The 15,328-nt window shown below is 63.2% G+C and carries 19 protein-coding genes and 1 pseudogene; 13 read left to right on the forward strand and 7 right to left on the reverse strand.

All coding sequences use genetic code 11. The features are described 5' to 3' along the window. The 5 genes from EN932_RS13260 to EN932_RS13280 all read right to left on the reverse strand — a co-directional run. Nucleotides 1–775 (reverse strand): inositol monophosphatase family protein (locus tag EN932_RS13260; protein ID WP_164890477.1); only part of this gene is annotated, 775 nt, incomplete at its 3' end. 85 nt (nucleotides 776–860) lie between these two features. Further along, nucleotides 861–1,427 carry an elongation factor P gene (efp, locus tag EN932_RS13265; RefSeq protein ID WP_013529127.1) on the reverse strand — a complete coding sequence of 189 codons (567 nt, stop codon included), beginning with the start codon at nucleotides 1,425–1,427 and terminating at the stop codon, nucleotides 861–863. Between the two features lie 173 nt (nucleotides 1,428–1,600). Then, entirely contained in the window at nucleotides 1,601–2,641 is a 1,041-nt protein-coding gene (locus tag EN932_RS13270; protein ID WP_127366757.1) for a tetratricopeptide repeat protein, read from the reverse strand. A 1-nt stretch (nucleotide 2,642) separates the two neighbouring features. Further along, nucleotides 2,643–3,290, reverse strand: a complete 648-nt coding sequence (locus EN932_RS13275; RefSeq protein WP_127368440.1) for a thiamine phosphate synthase — start codon at nucleotides 3,288–3,290, stop codon at nucleotides 2,643–2,645. Between the two features lie 134 nt (nucleotides 3,291–3,424). Continuing rightward, nucleotides 3,425–4,342, reverse strand: coding sequence for a DMT family transporter (locus tag EN932_RS13280; protein WP_027162529.1), 918 nt, complete (start codon nucleotides 4,340–4,342; stop codon nucleotides 3,425–3,427). Between the two features lie 135 nt (nucleotides 4,343–4,477). Between EN932_RS13280 and EN932_RS13285 the strand changes: the two genes are divergently transcribed. From EN932_RS13285 to EN932_RS13295, 3 genes are all read left to right on the forward strand, one after another. Continuing rightward, entirely contained in the window at nucleotides 4,478–4,957 is a 480-nt protein-coding gene (locus EN932_RS13285) for an Lrp/AsnC family transcriptional regulator (protein WP_127368439.1), read from the forward strand. Nucleotides 4,958–5,022: 65 nt separating this feature from the next. Continuing rightward, complete coding sequence (locus EN932_RS13290) at nucleotides 5,023–5,751, forward strand: class I SAM-dependent methyltransferase (RefSeq protein WP_127368438.1); 729 nt, start codon at nucleotides 5,023–5,025, stop codon at nucleotides 5,749–5,751. 118 nt (nucleotides 5,752–5,869) lie between these two features. Next, nucleotides 5,870–6,640, forward strand: coding sequence for a sulfite exporter TauE/SafE family protein (locus EN932_RS13295; RefSeq protein ID WP_064995914.1), 771 nt, complete (start codon nucleotides 5,870–5,872; stop codon nucleotides 6,638–6,640). A 34-nt stretch (nucleotides 6,641–6,674) separates the two neighbouring features. Here the strand turns inward: EN932_RS13295 and EN932_RS13300 are convergent, their stop codons facing one another. Next, a complete protein-coding gene (locus EN932_RS13300) occupies nucleotides 6,675–7,226 on the reverse strand; it encodes a DUF2269 family protein (protein ID WP_064995913.1) in 552 nt (183 codons plus the stop codon). Nucleotides 7,227–7,558: 332 nt separating this feature from the next. On the opposite strand from EN932_RS13300, the gene EN932_RS13305 reads away from it, so the two are divergent. From EN932_RS13305 to EN932_RS13340, 8 genes are all read left to right on the forward strand, one after another. Further along, a complete protein-coding gene (locus EN932_RS13305) occupies nucleotides 7,559–7,939 on the forward strand; it encodes a hypothetical protein (RefSeq protein ID WP_013529135.1) in 381 nt (126 codons plus the stop codon). Between the two features lie 449 nt (nucleotides 7,940–8,388). Further along, a complete protein-coding gene (locus tag EN932_RS13310) occupies nucleotides 8,389–8,922 on the forward strand; it encodes a DUF1465 family protein (RefSeq protein ID WP_013529136.1) in 534 nt (177 codons plus the stop codon). A gap of 75 nt (nucleotides 8,923–8,997) precedes the next feature. Next, a complete protein-coding gene (gene ruvC, locus EN932_RS13315) occupies nucleotides 8,998–9,507 on the forward strand; it encodes a crossover junction endodeoxyribonuclease RuvC (protein ID WP_013529137.1) in 510 nt (169 codons plus the stop codon). Nucleotides 9,508–9,568: 61 nt separating this feature from the next. Further along, complete coding sequence (locus EN932_RS13320) at nucleotides 9,569–9,820, forward strand: AbrB/MazE/SpoVT family DNA-binding domain-containing protein (RefSeq protein WP_013529138.1); 252 nt, start codon at nucleotides 9,569–9,571, stop codon at nucleotides 9,818–9,820. 2 nt (nucleotides 9,821–9,822) lie between these two features. Beyond that, nucleotides 9,823–10,236 carry a type II toxin-antitoxin system VapC family toxin gene (locus EN932_RS13325; RefSeq protein ID WP_013529139.1) on the forward strand — a complete coding sequence of 138 codons (414 nt, stop codon included), beginning with the start codon at nucleotides 9,823–9,825 and terminating at the stop codon, nucleotides 10,234–10,236. Between the two features lie 15 nt (nucleotides 10,237–10,251). Beyond that, a complete protein-coding gene (gene ruvA / locus EN932_RS13330) occupies nucleotides 10,252–10,872 on the forward strand; it encodes a Holliday junction branch migration protein RuvA (protein WP_013529140.1) in 621 nt (206 codons plus the stop codon). Between the two features lie 43 nt (nucleotides 10,873–10,915). Next, nucleotides 10,916–11,953: a Holliday junction branch migration DNA helicase RuvB gene (ruvB, locus tag EN932_RS13335; protein ID WP_063170357.1), complete on the forward strand. Its 1,038-nt coding sequence runs from the start codon at nucleotides 10,916–10,918 to the stop codon at nucleotides 11,951–11,953. A gap of 159 nt (nucleotides 11,954–12,112) precedes the next feature. After that, nucleotides 12,113–13,009 carry a metallophosphoesterase gene (locus EN932_RS13340; protein ID WP_127388456.1) on the forward strand — a complete coding sequence of 299 codons (897 nt, stop codon included), beginning with the start codon at nucleotides 12,113–12,115 and terminating at the stop codon, nucleotides 13,007–13,009. An 11-nt stretch (nucleotides 13,010–13,020) separates the two neighbouring features. Here the strand turns inward: EN932_RS13340 and EN932_RS13345 are convergent, their stop codons facing one another. Further along, the gene (locus EN932_RS13345; protein WP_127369596.1) at nucleotides 13,021–14,271 is read right to left on the reverse strand and encodes a cellulase family glycosylhydrolase; all 1,251 of its coding nucleotides are present in this window, start codon (nucleotides 14,269–14,271) and stop codon (nucleotides 13,021–13,023) included. 57 nt (nucleotides 14,272–14,328) lie between these two features. On the opposite strand from EN932_RS13345, the gene ybgC reads away from it, so the two are divergent. Together ybgC and EN932_RS38860 are read left to right on the forward strand one after the other, a co-directional pair. Next, nucleotides 14,329–14,799, forward strand: a complete 471-nt coding sequence (ybgC, locus tag EN932_RS13350) for a tol-pal system-associated acyl-CoA thioesterase (protein ID WP_127369597.1) — start codon at nucleotides 14,329–14,331, stop codon at nucleotides 14,797–14,799. A 399-nt stretch (nucleotides 14,800–15,198) separates the two neighbouring features. After that, nucleotides 15,199–15,328: pseudogene (locus EN932_RS38860) on the forward strand (protein TolQ); the annotation flags it as partial.

Here is a 15,328-nt window from a genome sequence, read left to right on the forward strand (position 1 = left end):
AGACCTTGAGCAAAGCGCGCTGGATGATCTCGTTGCCGGCGACGACCGAACCGTTGTCGAGCATGTCCTGGCCGCCATCCATGTCGGAGACGAAGCCGCCCGCCTCGCGGATCAAAAGCAGCCCGGCGGCGATATCCCAGGCAGACAGGCCGGTTTCCCAGAAGCCATCCATGCGGCCGGCAGCGACATAGGCGAGATCGAGCGAGGCGGAGCCGAGGCGGCGGACGCCGGAAACCTCGGCCATGACGTTGCGCAGCTCGACGAGGAAATTGCCGTGGTGGCCGCGGCCGAGATGCGGCATGCCGCAGCCGATGACCGTGTCGACCAGCTTGATGCGGCCGGCGACGCGCAAGCGGCGGTCGTTCATGAAGGCGCCGCCGCCGCGTTCGCAGGTGTAGAGTTCGTCCATCGCCGGATTGTAGATGACGCCGGCGACGATCTGGCCCTGGCGCTCCAGCGCGATCGAAACGGCAAAGAGCGGAATGCCGTGCAGGAAATTGGTGGTGCCGTCGAGCGGGTCGACGATCCAGCGATGCTGGCCGTCGTCGCCTTCGACCACGACGCGCTCCTCCATCAGGAAGGAATAGCCGGGCCGTGCCTTGGACAGTTCGGCGAAAACGATGTCCTCGGCCTTGCGGTCGGCCTGGCTGACATAGTCGCCGGGGCCCTTCATCGAGACTTGCAGGTTCTGCACTTCGCCGAAGTCGCGCGACAGCGAGCGGCCGGCCTTCATTGCGGCCTGGACCATGACGTTGAGAAGGGCTGAGCGTGCCATAGTGCTTTTTCCCGGTGCTGCGCTTTAAATTCTGCCTCGATGCATGTCGGTGACCCGGAACCGGGCCACTTTTGGGCGACATGCGTCAGTCGGCGCGGCGCACGTAAGTGATTTCGTTGGTGTCGACGATGATGCGTTCGCCGGCGCCGATGAAGGGCGGCACCAGGACGCGGATGCCGTTCTCCAGGATCGCCGGCTTGTAGGACGATGCCGCCGTCTGGCCCTTCACCACCGGGTCGGCCTCGGTGATGGTCAGCGTCACATAGTCGGGCAGCGAAATGCCGATCGGTCGCTCTTCGTAGAGCTGGACCGTTACCATCATGCCGTCCTGCAGGAAGGCGGCGCGATCGCCGACGAAGTCCTTGTTCAATTCGAGCTGCTCGTAGCTCTGGGTGTCCATGAACACCAGGGCGTCTTCCTGCGCGTAGAGGAAGGAAAAATCCTTCAGGTCGAGCCGGATCTGTTCGACCGTCTCGGCCGAGCGGAAGCGCTCGTTGAGCTTGGTGCCGTTGATGAGGTTCTTCAGTTCGACCTGATTGTAGGCGCCGCCCTTGCCAGGCTTGACGGTGTTGGTCCTGACCGCCACCCAAAGGCCGCCATCATGCTCGATGACATAGCCGGGACGGATTTCGTTGCCATTGATCTTGGCCATGATGAGATGATCCGGAATGATGCCTACGGCCACGCCGTCGGTATGGGATGTTCGCTGGGAAAGCGATTTCGGGCTCCCAAGACCACAAATCGCCAGAAGAGGCAAGGGAGCGGGCAGGTTGCGACCAGGCAAGGGAGCCGGGGTTGCACTTGCAATGACCGTGAGAACCGCCGTCAAGGCAGTCGGTTGGCCTTCTGCAGCGCCTGCTTGGTTTGGTCGTCGTCCAGCCCCTGCAGGAAGTCGTCCATCTGCGGATCGATGAGGCCGGCGCGGCGGGCAATGATGTACCAGGCACCGGCAAGGACCAGGTCCGGATCGGTGCCGATGCCTTGCATATAGAGCTTGGCCAGGCGGTTCTGGGCGGCAACATTGCCGCCCTCCGCCGCCTGCTTCATCCAGCCGAAGGCGGATTTCAGGTCGCGCGCGCCGCCGCGGCCTTCGATCATCCAGGCGGCGAGATCGATTTGCGCGGTGTCGTAGTTCTGCCTTGCGGCCTGCGTCAGCAGGCGCCTTGCCTGGGCATCGTCGCGTGGCTTGCCGCCGACACCGTTGGCGTAGATCTGCGACATTGCATATTGCGCGTCCGCGAGGCCGGTCGCAGCGGCGCGTTCATAGTAGGAGACCGCCTTGGCCATACCGGCGTCGCCGGGGTCCTGCTGGACCAGCATCTGCGCGAAATTGAATTGCGCCAGCCGGTTGCCGGCTTCGGCTGCGGCCTGCATCAGGGCGTAGGCCTCTTTTCCATCCTTTTTGACATAGCGGCCGTCGAGCAGCATCAGCGCATACTGGAACTGCGATTCCGGCACACCCTGTTCGGCGGCCAAGGCGTACCATTTCGCCGCCTGCGCCGAATTGACCGGTACACCGAGACCTCGCGACAGGATCTCGGCCACCAGGGTCTGCGCCGCCGGGTCGCCGTTTTGCGCCCGGACCAATGCCAGATTGTAAGCTGTCTTGTAGAGGCCGCGCTGGAAGGCGCCATAGGCCGCGTCGGCGGGTTTTGCGCCGAAGCGGTCGGGATTGACGGCGTCGGCCGACGGCAGCGGCGCAGGCTCGGCCGTGGTGGCGGGCTGCGGCAACGGCTTGTCGATCGGCTTATCGGTGTGGACGCCGATTTCCGGCTTGGGCTGCGGCAAGGGGATGGTCTCCGCGGCCGCCGCCTGGACCATCAGCACCGCAAGCAGAGCCTGGAGGGGAAGCGTCGCCGATGACATTTCAGTCCTCGAAACGCGGCGCAGTCTCGTCGAGCAGCGCGTTGGCGGTGGCGACCGCTGTCCTGGGGTCGGTGCCGTCGGCGAACACGGCGCTCGACAGCGCCACGAATTCAGCGCCGGTGGCGCCCACGGCTTCGACCGAGGCGATGTCGGATCCGGCCATGACGATGCAAGGGATCTGGATCATGTCCGCCCACCATGCGCCGAGCGACAGGTTGCGCGGGTGCGGTTCGGGCTTGTTGTCGTAGCCGAAGCGGCCAAAGAAAATGTAGTCTGGCCGCGTCTCGCCAAGCTCGAGCGCGTCGTCACGCGTCTTGGCGCCTCCGGTGCCGACCATCATCTTTGCCTGGAAATGCTCGATCGTCTCGGCGAGTTCGGCCTTGGAGACTTCGACATGGATGCCGTCGGCCTGGACGCGGCCGGCTATGCGGGTGTCGCCGGCGATGATGACAGCAACGCCGGCGGCTTGCGCTGCCGGCACGATCCGTTCGGCGAAAGCCTGGAACGAGGCTTCATCCATGCCGTTCTCGGGCAGGATCAGCGAAGCGACATCGCCACCATCGAATGCCGTGACAATACGGGCCGCCGGCACGCCGGGCGGCACGATCAGCACGATGCGACAGCGATTGGGGGGCGTTGCTTCATTCATGGTTCTTCGGGTCCCGCGTTTCGCCTATGCCGGGCGAAGATGGTTGGATTGCGGCATAGAGCAAAGTGCCCGCCTTGAACAGGCGGGCAGCCGGGATCGCGATGTTTGATCCGCCGGGCAGCCGGCGGGCCGCTTCACTTGATCGGGTGCGGGCTCGCGACGGGCGGTTTGCCCTTCCACAGCGTCCAGCCGAGATTCATGCCGGCGGCGGCGATCAGGATGGCGGTAGCGCCGACGACCTGGCTCAGATGCAGCCGATGGCCGAAGGCGACGACGTCGACCAGGATGGCGACGACGGGATAGATGAACGACAGCGATCCCTGCAGATGCGTCGGCAGCTTCTGGATGGCGCCGTACATCAGTATGTACATCAGGCCGGTGTGGACGATGCCGAGCGTCGCCAGCATGGTCCAGCTCCAGGCATCGGCTGGAAGCCGGGATAGATTGGCGAACGGCGCCAGCATGACGACGCCGACGCAGACCTGGATCAGCGCAATCAGATGCGGTGGCGTGCCCTTGAGCTTCTTGGTGACGATGGCGGCGACGGCCCAGAAGAAGGCCGCGCCCAATGCCATGACGATGCCGGTGAAATAATCCGTGCCGGCCATGCCGGCATTGGGGCCGGCATCGGGAGCCGACTGCACGATCAGCACCATGCCGGCGAAGGCGATGGTCAGCCAGGTCAGCTTGGTCAGGCTCAGCCGCTCGGCGAAGAAGAGCGCGCCGAAGCCGACCAGCATGAAGGGCTGCGTGTTGTAGACGGCGGTGGCGATCGAGATCGACGCGCGCGAGAAAGCGCTGAACAGCAAAAGCCAGTTGACGACGATGGCGACGCCGCCGAGCGCGGCGATGCCGATGATGCGCAGCGACAGCCTGTTGCGCAGCAACCCCAGCCCGGCGCAGATGATGAGCAGCGTCAGCGCGCCGAAAGCGCAACGCCAAAACACCACATCCATGATCGGCTGGCCGGACAGGACGACGAACCATCCGATCGTTCCCAGGATGGCCATTGCGGCGGACATTTCGACCGTGCCGCGTACTGTCTCGTTCACAACAAACCTCCGTATCGGTTGAGCCGCCATAATCTCATGCGGTCGCGAAGCTTTCCATCAGATTGGAAAGGGCGTATGGCCTATTGGCCTAATTATATTAGGAGAAAGCTCCAAGCTGTCGGGAAAAGGAAAAAGATGCTGGACGATCTCGATCGAAATCTCCTTGAAATCCTGGTCAAGGATGCGCGGACCTCGCTGAAGGATCTGGCCGCCCAGGTCGGGCTGTCGTCGCCAAGCGTTTCGGAGCGGCTGCGACGACTCGAGGAGCGCGGCGTCATCCGGGCGTTCACCGTCGAGATCGATCCGCTGGCGCTCGGCTATACCTTGCAGGCGATCGTGCGCATCCGGCCTCTGCCGGGCAAGCTGCACATCGTTCAGAAGCTGATCGAGGACATCCCCGAATTCGGCGAATGCGACAAGGTAACGGGCGATGACTGCTTCGTCGCCCGGCTGTTCGTACGCTCGATCGGCGATCTCGACGGGATTCTCGACCGTATCGCCGACAAGGCGGAGACAAGCACCGCCATCATCAAGGCGCAGCCGATCCGGCGGCGGCCGCCACCGCTCGACGCGGCTGCTTCTCGGGATAGGGCAAAGGTCTTGCATGCCTCCTGATCGAGCCGGGTGGAAAGCCGATGGCCGCTTGGTTAGTGTGCCGACCAAATGAGACCGAGACTGTCATGGCGCAGAACATATACGACCGTGAGGATTTCTTCGCAGGCTACAGCCAACTCGGCCGTTCGGTCGAAGGGCTGGAGGGTGCCGCCGAGTGGCCGGCAACGCGCGCGATGCTGCCCGATGTCGGCGGCTTGAGGGTCGTCGATCTCGGCTGCGGCTTCGGCTGGTTCTGCCGCTGGGCACGCGAGCATGGGGCGGCGCAGGTGCTTGGCCTGGACCTGTCGGAGAAGATGCTTGCCCGAGCAAGGGCCGCCGGCCCGGATGCAGGGATAAGCTATGAGACGGCCGATCTCGATCGGCTCAGCCTGCCGGAAGCCAGCTTCGATCTCGTCTACAGTTCGCTCGCCTTGCACTATGTCGAGGATGTGTCGCGTCTGTTCGGGACCGTGTATCGGGCCCTGGCGCCTGGCGGGCATTTCGTCTTTTCGACGGAACATCCGATCTTCATGGCGCCGACCAAACCCGGCTGGGTGATCGATAGCGAAGGCCGCAAGACGTGGCCTGTCGATCAGTATCTGGTGGAAGGACCGCGCAGCACGGACTGGCTGGCCAAGGGCGTGGTGAAACATCACCGCACGATCGGCACCACGCTCAACGCTCTCCTGCAGGCCGGCTTCACCATCGCGCATGTCGAGGAGTTCCGTCCGACATCAGAGCAGATCGCGGCCAAACCCGAACTGGCGGAAGAGCTCGAGCGGCCGATGTTCCTGCTGGTCTCGGCGCGTCGGTAGGCACAGGCCTGCGTCGGCCCGCATGTGCGGCCGCCACGCTCATATTTGCTGTCGCTCCGCCCGACATTCTGGGCTATTCAAGCGTCGACACGCTTTCCCTCCGGACCAGTCCCCTCCCATGTCAGGCCTGCTTCTCGATCCGTGGTTCTATGCGGCCGCCATTCCGGCGGTCATTCTGGTCGGCCTGTCGAAGGGCGGCTTTGGCGGCGCCGTCGGTTTCGTCGGCGTGCCGCTGATGGCGCTGACCATGCCGCCGGTGCAGGCGGCGGCCATCCTGCTGCCGATCCTGTGCCTGATGGACATCGTCTCGGTGTGGACGTGGTGGGGCGTTTACGACCGCAAGATGCTGGTCGACATGATGCCGGGCGCCGTCATCGGCATCGGCCTTGGCTGGCTGACGGCGGCACTGGTGACCGAAGAGGCGGTGCGGCTGATCGTTGGCGCCGTCGCCATCATCTTCGTCCTGCGCTGGCTCTATCTGCAGTTCCGCCACGGCGCCGATCACGCGGCCGCGCCCAACCGCGTGGCCGCCGCCATCTGGGGCACGGTCGCCGGCTTCACCAGCTTCGTTGCCCATGTCGGCGGTCCGCCCTTCCAGGTCTATGCCTTGCCCATCCGTCTCGATCCGAAAGTTCTGTCGGGCACCGCAGCGATCTTCTTTGCCGCCACCAACGCGCTGAAGCTGGTGCCCTATTTCGCGCTCGGCCAGTTCGACACCGCCAATCTGACGGCATCGGCGGTGCTGATGCCGCTGGCGCCGCTGTCGACCATCGCCGGAGCGTGGCTGGTGCGCCGCATGCGGCCGGAAACCTTCTATCCCTTCACCTACGCAACCGTCGCGGTCGTGGCGCTGAAGCTGCTGTGGGATGGCATTGTCGGCCTGATGTAGAAAGGCCGCCGCGCAGCCGCCCCGTCATTAGGGGTCAGGCGGCGCTTGGCACCAGACGACGGTTGCCGCCAAAAGCCAGTGTCGCGCCGAACATAACGACCAGCACCATGCCGGCAAGGATGCCGATGTCATGCACGGTCGGTTTGAGCACCATGTCCGCAATGATCACCAGCATCACCGCATAGTCGAAACGTGCCGCGCTCATCATGCGCTGGCCGATGGCAAGAACCTCTGGCGTGACGCCCTCCTTGGCGATCATTGCGCCCATGCGCTCCCCGGTCGGCTTGAAGATGAACATGCCGATCGAAAAGGTCGTGGCGTATCCCGCCAGGCCGATGAGTACCCACAAATCGGAGAAGCCGACCCAGAACCAGCACATGATGAGGCCGAAGATCAGCGTCAGCATCGACATCGGCGCAAAGAACCTGCCGCCCAGCTGACCGCTGGCGCGCATTGCCTGCAGCTTTTCCTCGATGTTGCCCGCGCGCTCGGCAAGCATGCCCAGCAGGAACAGTACGAAGCCACCGCCGACCCACAGAATGGCGGTAGTGACGTGGAGGAATTTGACGATCGAGTACCAGTCCATGGGTTGCTCCTGCAGTGTCCGGTCAGGTTTGCGGCGGCGCCGATTTGCGCCGGCCGTCATAGGAGCGGGCGTTTAGCGTGGCGCCTGTTTCGGAACGATGTCGCGAAAAATCCGGCTCTGTTTCAGCTTACGGCCAACGCGCGAGGTCGCAGATTGTGAACGCATTATCTGATTTTCTGCTAATGTACGAATCGTCGGGAGGGGGTTGGCGCGACATCGTCTGGATACGCTGCCGATATCAGTGCGCCAATGCCGGGAGCCCGGTGGCGACAACAATCGCCTGACGATCAACCCATTCCCGCAAGCGGGAAAAGGCAATTCGGGGGACCATTATGCAAGGGATAGCACGGAATTTCTTCACGCTGGCCATCATCTATTCGCTGTGCGGCATGGCGCTCGGCCTGTACATGGCGATCAGCCAGGATCACGGCCAGATGCCGACCCACGCCCACACGATGGTGGCCGGATGGCTGATGTCGGCGGTCTTCGCCTTCTTCTACCATTTGTTTCCGGCAATCGGGCAGAAGACGCTCGCCACAGTTCATTTCTGGCTGACGGCGGTCAGCGGCATCGGCCTGCTGATCGGCCTCTATTTCCTGCTTGCCGGCAATGCCGCGATCGAACCGCTGGTGGCGGCCTCCTCGATGGGCTTCTACGCAGCCATGCTGCTGTTCGCCTTCATCGCCTTGCCGGCGGTCTGGAAGACCGCTTGAGCCGAGCCTAAGGGAAGGTGAGGCTGTGCCGGCGGTCTGGAAGACCGCTTGACCGAGCCTGACGCAGGAGGTGCTGTGCTGTTACGGCACAGTATGGCGGCGTTCGGTCAAAAAACATCCGCACCGTTAAGGCTTCATTAAGCTTTACAGGTGTTTACTATGTTCATCCAGTGATCTGGATTCTTACCGAGTGGTTGGAGCCACTTTGTTTGACGCCTCCCTGTTAAACTCCTGAGAGCCGCCTTATCCGCGGCTCTTTTTTTGTCTCGATTTCTCTTTTTTTGTCCGCACCCCAGGGGGGCCGCCCGACAGGGGTGCCGTTAACCTTCTGTTAAACATGTGCTTGCCTTCACCGGTGACGAAGCGCATTTTCAAGCTTCAGTCAGATAGGGTTCCGGGTGTATCGGCAGGGAGCCGAATCGGCCGGTTGCAAGTGCAGGGGCGTATCAATGAACGAGCCTTCGAAGGGCAGTGCGAAAACCGTCAAGCTGGCGGAACGCCGGGTTTTCTCGCAATCCTTCAAGCCGCTTTACCAGGAAGGCATGGGTCTGGTCGAACAGGCCGCCGAATATCTCGACGGCAAGGGCCGGGCCGAGGCGAAGAAGCTGTCGCGGCTGGCCGCCACGCTCTACGCGGCCGAATCGATGCGGCTGACCACCAGGCTGATGCAGGTTGCCTCCTGGCTGCTTTTGCAGCGCGCCGCCAATTCCGGCGAGATGACCCGTGACCAGGTGGCATCGGAAAAGTCCAAGGTGCGCCTCGACACCGCTTCCGCCCATGACGAAGCCGCCGGTTGGGCCGAACTGCCCGAGGATTTCCTCGACCTCGTCACCCGCTCGCTGCGCCTGCAAGCGTTGGTGCGCCGCATGGACGACGAGATCTATGGCTCCGGCGCCATGGTCGACATGCAACCGATGGCTCGCCGCCCCAACCCGGTTTCCGACCAGATCAGCCTGCTCAACACGGCTTTCGCTCGGGGTTAGACCGCGGTCCGCCTTCTGTTTCCGGTTTGTTCACATTTCGCTGGCATCGCTGTCCGCCGGAGGTAAACTCGGCAAATGGCGGAAGCGATTCGCATCATCGGTATCGATCCCGGGCTTCGGCGCACCGGCTGGGGCATCGTCGAAAGCCTCGGCAATTCGCTGCGCTTCATTGCTTCCGGCACTGTGAAATCAGACGATAAGGCCGCGCTGGCAACGCGGCTATGCCAGCTGCATGACGGGCTTGCCGAAGTCCTGCATGCCGCCATGCCGCACGAAGCGGCGGTCGAACAGACCTTCGTCAACAAGGACGCGGTGGCAACGCTGAAGCTCGGTCAGGCACGCGGCATCGCCATGCTGGTGCCGGCGCGTGCCGGCCTCGTCGTTGCCGAATATGCGCCTAACGCAGTCAAGAAAGCGGTGATCGGCGTCGGGCATGGCGACAAGAAGCAGATCCACATGATGGTGAAGGTGCTGTTGCCGAAAGCCGTCTTCGATACCGAACATGCCGCCGACGCGCTTGCCATCGCCATTTGCCACGCGCATCACCGGCAAAGCGTGGCTTACCGGATGGCGCTCGCTGGTTAGCGATGTTCTTGACTTGTTCGTCGGGTTGGAATAATCCTTACTTGTAAGAAAGGGGTGTTTCATGCGTGTGACGAGCAAAGGTCAAGTGACAATCCCACGGGATCTGCGGGAGACATTTGGGATTGGCGCCAACAGCGAAGTCATCTTCGGCATCGAGGGCGGCAAGATCACGATCACGCCGAAGCATGACAAGGGGCGGTTGGCCGACCGCGAAAGACTCGATCGTTTTCTTGCTGCGCTCGATCGGCTTGAGGGCAGCGGCGATCAGACAATGAATGCCGATGCCGTCATGGCTTTGACCCGGGATCGCTAATCTTGGCGACGCTTGTCGACACCAACGTGCTTGTCGATATCGCCGTTCGCGATCCCGTCTGGTCAAAGTGGTCGTGGTCCAAAATGGTGTCTGCCCTCGAGCAAGGCAGCCTGGTCATCAATCAGATTATCTACGCCGAGTTTTCGATGCGCTATGAGGCGATAGACGATGTCGATGATGCCTTGCCTGAAGACGAGTTCCGGCGCGAAAGTCTCCCGTTCGAGGCGGCCTTTGCTGCGTCGAGAGCGTTCTCGGTCTATCGGCGGTTGGGCGGACCTCGAGAGAAGGTGATGCCCGACTTCTTGATTGGGGCTCACGCTGCCATCCGAGGCTATCCCATTCTTACTCGCGATCCCGCAGGTTTCAGAAAGTACTTTCCAGATGTCGAGCTCATCACGCCCGATACTCATCCCTAACGGGGATTGCGTCCAATGATCGGCAAGCTCAAGGGCACGCTGGACGAGGTCGACGAGGATCATTGCCTCGTCGATATCCATGGCGTCGGCTACGTCGCCTATTGTTCAGCGCGCACGCTGGCGGCGCTGCCTTCGCCCGGCGAAGCGGTGGTGCTGTTCATCGAGACCTATGTCCGCGAGGACATGCTGCGGCTCTACGGCTTCCAGTCAGTGCTGGAACGCGAGTGGTTCCGGCTGCTGATGAACAATGTTCCCGGCGTCGGCGCCAAGGTGGCGCTGGCCATCCTGTCGACGCTGGCGCCGGCCGACCTCGCCAATGCGATTGCGCTGCGCGACATCGCCATGGTTTCTCGCGCACCCGGCGTCGGCAAGAAGGTGGCCGAGCGCATCGTCACCGAACTGAAGAACAAGGCGCCGGCCTATGCCGGAACCGCTTCGGGCACCATCGGCCTGAAACAGGAGCTCGGCGACGGCGTGGCATCCGCGCCGATCACCGACGCGGTCTCGGCGCTGGTCAATCTCGGCTATTCGCGCGACACGGCCGCCAATGCGGTGGCGGCGGCGCTGAAGACGGCGGGCGAGGATGCCGATGCGCCGAAGCTGATTCGCTTCGGGCTGAAGGAACTTGCGCGGTGAGCCGCCGCTTGTTCAGCCCCTTGCCGTGTGCAAGGAAGGCGGCATGAGCCTGTCGCCCCGCTTGATTGCACCGGAAAAACGCGGCGAGGATGCCGAGCAGACCTTGCGGCCGCAGACGCTCGACGATTTCGTCGGCCAGGCGGCGGCGCGGGCGAATCTCAAAGTGTTCATCGAGGCCGCCAAGAGCCGCAGCGAGGCGCTCGACCATGTGCTGTTCGTCGGGCCGCCTGGTCTCGGCAAGACGACGCTGGCGCAGATCATGGCGCGCGAGCTCGGCGTCAATTTCCGCTCGACCTCGGGTCCGGTCATCGCCAAGGCCGGCGATCTTGCCGCGCTGCTGACCAATCTCGAGGAAGGCGACGTGCTGTTCATCGACGAGATCCATCGGCTGAGCCCGGCGGTGGAGGAGATCCTTTATCCGGCGATGGAGGATTTTCAGCTCGACCTGATCATCGGCGAAGGCCCGGCGGCGCGCTCGGTCAAGATCGACCTCGCCCGCTTCACCCTCGTCGCCGCCACCACGCGGCTTGGCCTGCTGACCAATCCGCTGCGCGACCGTTTCGGCATTCCGGTACGGCTCAATTTCTACACGGTCGAGGAGCTGGAGCAGATCGTGCGGCGTGGCGCGCGTATCCTGCAAATGCCGCTCGGCAACGACGGCGCGCTGGAGATCGCGCGGCGCGCGCGGGGCACGCCACGCATCGCCGGCCGGTTGTTGCGCCGTGTGCGCGATTTCGCCTCGGTGGCCGGCGATGGCCATGTCGACCGCAAGATCGCCGACGAAGCGTTGACCCGGCTGGAAGTCGATGCGCTCGGCCTCGACTCGCTCGACCGCCGGTACCTCAGCATGATCGCGCGCAATTTCGGCGGCGGGCCGGTCGGCATCGAGACGATCGCCGCAGGCCTGTCCGAACCGCGCGATGCCATCGAGGACATCATCGAGCCTTATCTGATCCAGCAGGGTTTCATCCAGCGCACGCCGCGCGGCCGCATGCTGACGGCCAATGCCTGGCGCCATCTCGGCCTCGACGCGCCGAAGGATCTGGCGCAGCAGCAGATCAACCTGTTCCAGGAAGAATAGCGGCCGGGCGATCAGGCGCAGGTTCCGGGCCGACGAAGGATCTGTGAGCGGCCTGCGCAAAATATCCTCGGCTTCGCCGGTTTGCCGGCGCATTCGTCGGCTCTGGTGGCGGTGCCATCCCGGGGCAATCTCGCCCCGATGGTTTGCCGGAGCCATGCAATGATCACCAGACGCGGATTCCTGCGCTTCATCGGCGGGTCGGTTCTGTCGGTTGCCGCGTTCAGCGCCTATGCGGCCGGCATAGAGCCGATGCTGCTGACGCATGTGAAACGCTATGCGCTAACGCCGCCGCATTGGCCTGATGGCCTGAAGCTGCGCATCGTCGCGCTTGCCGATATCCATGCCTGCCGGCCATGGATGACGCCGGAGCGGATCGCCTCACTTGTCGAAGACGCGAATGCCCTGCAGCCGGACGTGATCGTCCTGCTCGGCGATTATATCGCCGGCATGCCCTTGGTGACCGGCCCGGTGACGCCGTCGCAATGGGCCTCCGCCCTCTCGGACCTCAAGGCACCGCTCGGCGTGCTCTCGATTCTCGGCAACCATGACTGGTGGGCAGATGGCTTCGCGCAGCGCGCCGGGGCCGGCCCGACCGTAGCGCGCAAGGCCCTGGAGAAAGTCGGCATTCCGGTGCTGGAGAACGATGTCGTGCGCCTGGAAAAGGATGGGCATGGTGTCTGGATTGCCGGGCTTGCCGACCAGCTGGCACTGCTGCCGACCAGCGACCGCGCCGGCTTCACGGGGCTGGACGATCTCGACGGCACGCTGGCCAAGGTCAGCGACACCTCGCCCATCATCCTGCTTGCGCACGAGCCGGATATTTTTCCGAAAGTGCCGTGGCGCGTCTCGCTGACCCTGTCCGGCCACACCCATGGCGGACAAATTCGGCTGTTCGGCTATTCGCCGGTCGTGCCATCGCGTTTCGGCAACCGCTACGCCTATGGCCACGTCGTCGAGAAGGATCGCAATCTGATCGTCTCCGGCGGGCTCGGTTTCAGCATATTGCCGGTGCGTTTCGGGATGCGGCCGGAAATCCTGTCGATCGACCTTGGCTAATCCAGATCGCCTCAGTGAAGCGATTTGATCGCGTCCATCACGTCCGGCTCGGCCTTGTCGCCGTTGAAGGCATCGACGATGCCGAAGGCGCCGCCATAGCTCCACACCGACCATGAGAAGCCGTGTGCTTCGGCACGCGCGATCATGTCCCTGACATAGGCGGCCCGATACCCGGCGGGCATCACATAGGAATTGCCGTATTCCTGGCGGATCATGCCGAACTCGCCCAGCGTGATATTTCCAGGCTTGACGCCGTTGGCCCTCGCCCACGCCTCGACCTTTTCGAACGGCGCATCCATCAAGCCGAGCAGTCTGTCGGGGCTGTCCATGCTGGCGACCTGTTCGTCAAGATAGGCAAGCAGGCCGCTTTGCCGCGTCCATGGCGCCTCGGCCTTGATCCTGGCGCGGATGGTGTCGAGCGTCACGTCGAGCTGTGCCTTGGGCACCGCGGTCAACGGATAGGGCAGGCCAGTCACATAGGGGATGAAGTCTCCGGCCCAGGTTGCGCCCTGATGGGTGAGCAGAAACGGATCGTAGGAATGGAAGGTCCAGATGACGTTGTCGTCCGGAATCGTCTTCGGGTCGATCTTTTCCAACGAACTCGCGGCGGAATAGCAGGCGCCGGTCAGCACCAGGGTCAGTTTCGTCGCCGAGGATCGCGCCGCCGCGAACAGTTTGCGCTGGCGGTCCGGCCACAGGCTGGTGCCATCGCTGTCGCAGTCGACGATCGGTTCGTTCATGGGCTCGAAGGCGACCTGGGCGGGATCTTCGCTGGCCAGCGTGCGGGCCATCTTGCGGACCATCTCGACATAGGCGTCGAAGGTCCGTGGGTCGCCCATCACTTCAGCCATTCCGATCTTGCGGCTGCCGCCGGCCGGGATCAGGTGCATGTCGACGATCACCTTGAGTCCGGCGCGGTTGATCATGCGCACCGAGTCCAGCACGCTGGCATAGAGATCGTCACGCAAGGCCACGGTCTGGTCGGACAGAAAGGGCGATGGATCGACCGGCATGCGCAGGAAATCGAAGCCGGCATCCTTCAACGCCTTGAGGTCGTCCTCCCCAAGGAATTTCCGCCACTCCGGATAGGGCAGGATGGCCTTGGCGTCGCCCCACTGGTCCTCGCCGGGCCAGGTGACCCACTGGTCGAGATTGAGGCCGCGCTTCATCGAGAATTTCGCGGTCTGGCCAGGCAGCGCCAAAGCCACCAACACGAACAGCGTCGCCGTCAAACTCTTGATCATCGCCGTCAACAGTGCCATCCGATGCTGTGTCACGCGGGAAACAGGTGCCTCGTCGGGGCTGAAAAAGGAAGCGCAATGGGCGATCATGGTGAATCGGCGACGCTGCTGGCCGGGCTTTCCGGTGCGCTGACGGCGTTCGGCCACCGGCTGATGGCGCGAGTCTATTATGCCGACACCGATTTCTCCGGCGTCGTCTATCATGCGCGCTATCTCGAATTCTTCGAACGCGGCCGCTCCGACTATCTCAGGCTGACCGGCGTGCACCACACAGAGCTTGCCGACGGCAAGCATGGCGAAAGAATAGTCTGGGTGGTGCGCCGCATAGAGATCGACTTTCGCGGCCCGGCCCGGATCGACGACATCCTGACCGTCGACACCCGCACCGAGGAGATTTCCGGCGCGCGCATCTTCATGGCGCAACAGCTCAAGCGCGGCGACGAGGTGCTGGTCGAGGCCAAGGTCGAGGCGGCGATCATCGGCGAGAATGGCCGCCCAAGGCGCTTTCCCAAGGAATGGGTGGCGGCATTCATGCCACGGGTGGGATGATATTCAGGTGATGCCGGCCTGCAAACGGTGATTCCCTGCGCTTCCGGTGCTCGGGTACTTCAGGTACCCTCCGCTCCGGTTCTCGGAAACCACCGCTTTCGGCTCGGCCTGACCTGAATCTCAACCCATCCCGACTTCGCGCTTGGATGATGGCGTTACAACTGTGCGGGCGTGGCAATGCGCCGCGCCTTATATACTAACCCATCCTTAACCATAACGGTTCATGAAGAGATTGGTGAAGATTGGCGTTATCGAACGCCTTCCTTTCACCAATATTTGCCCTGAAAAGGCCGACAACGGCACAGTTTGGGGTTGTTCCGGTAGCTTCGTGCGAACCGACCACAAGGGATGCCAGGGGCCAGCCGCCAGCTTCGCCCGGAAAATCTTAAGGACGTAACGATGGAAAATATCGCACTCGCCGATCCGGGCGCGCAATTGTCGGTTTGGTCGCTGTTCGTTTCGGCCAGCTGGGTGGTCAAGCTGGTCATGATCGGCCTGCTCTGCGCCTCGGTCTGGACCTGGGCGATCA

Source organism: Mesorhizobium sp. M7A.F.Ca.US.002.01.1.1, assembly GCF_004022955.1.
In the GTDB taxonomy this organism is placed as follows: Bacteria; Pseudomonadota; Alphaproteobacteria; order Rhizobiales; family Rhizobiaceae; genus Mesorhizobium; species Mesorhizobium ciceri.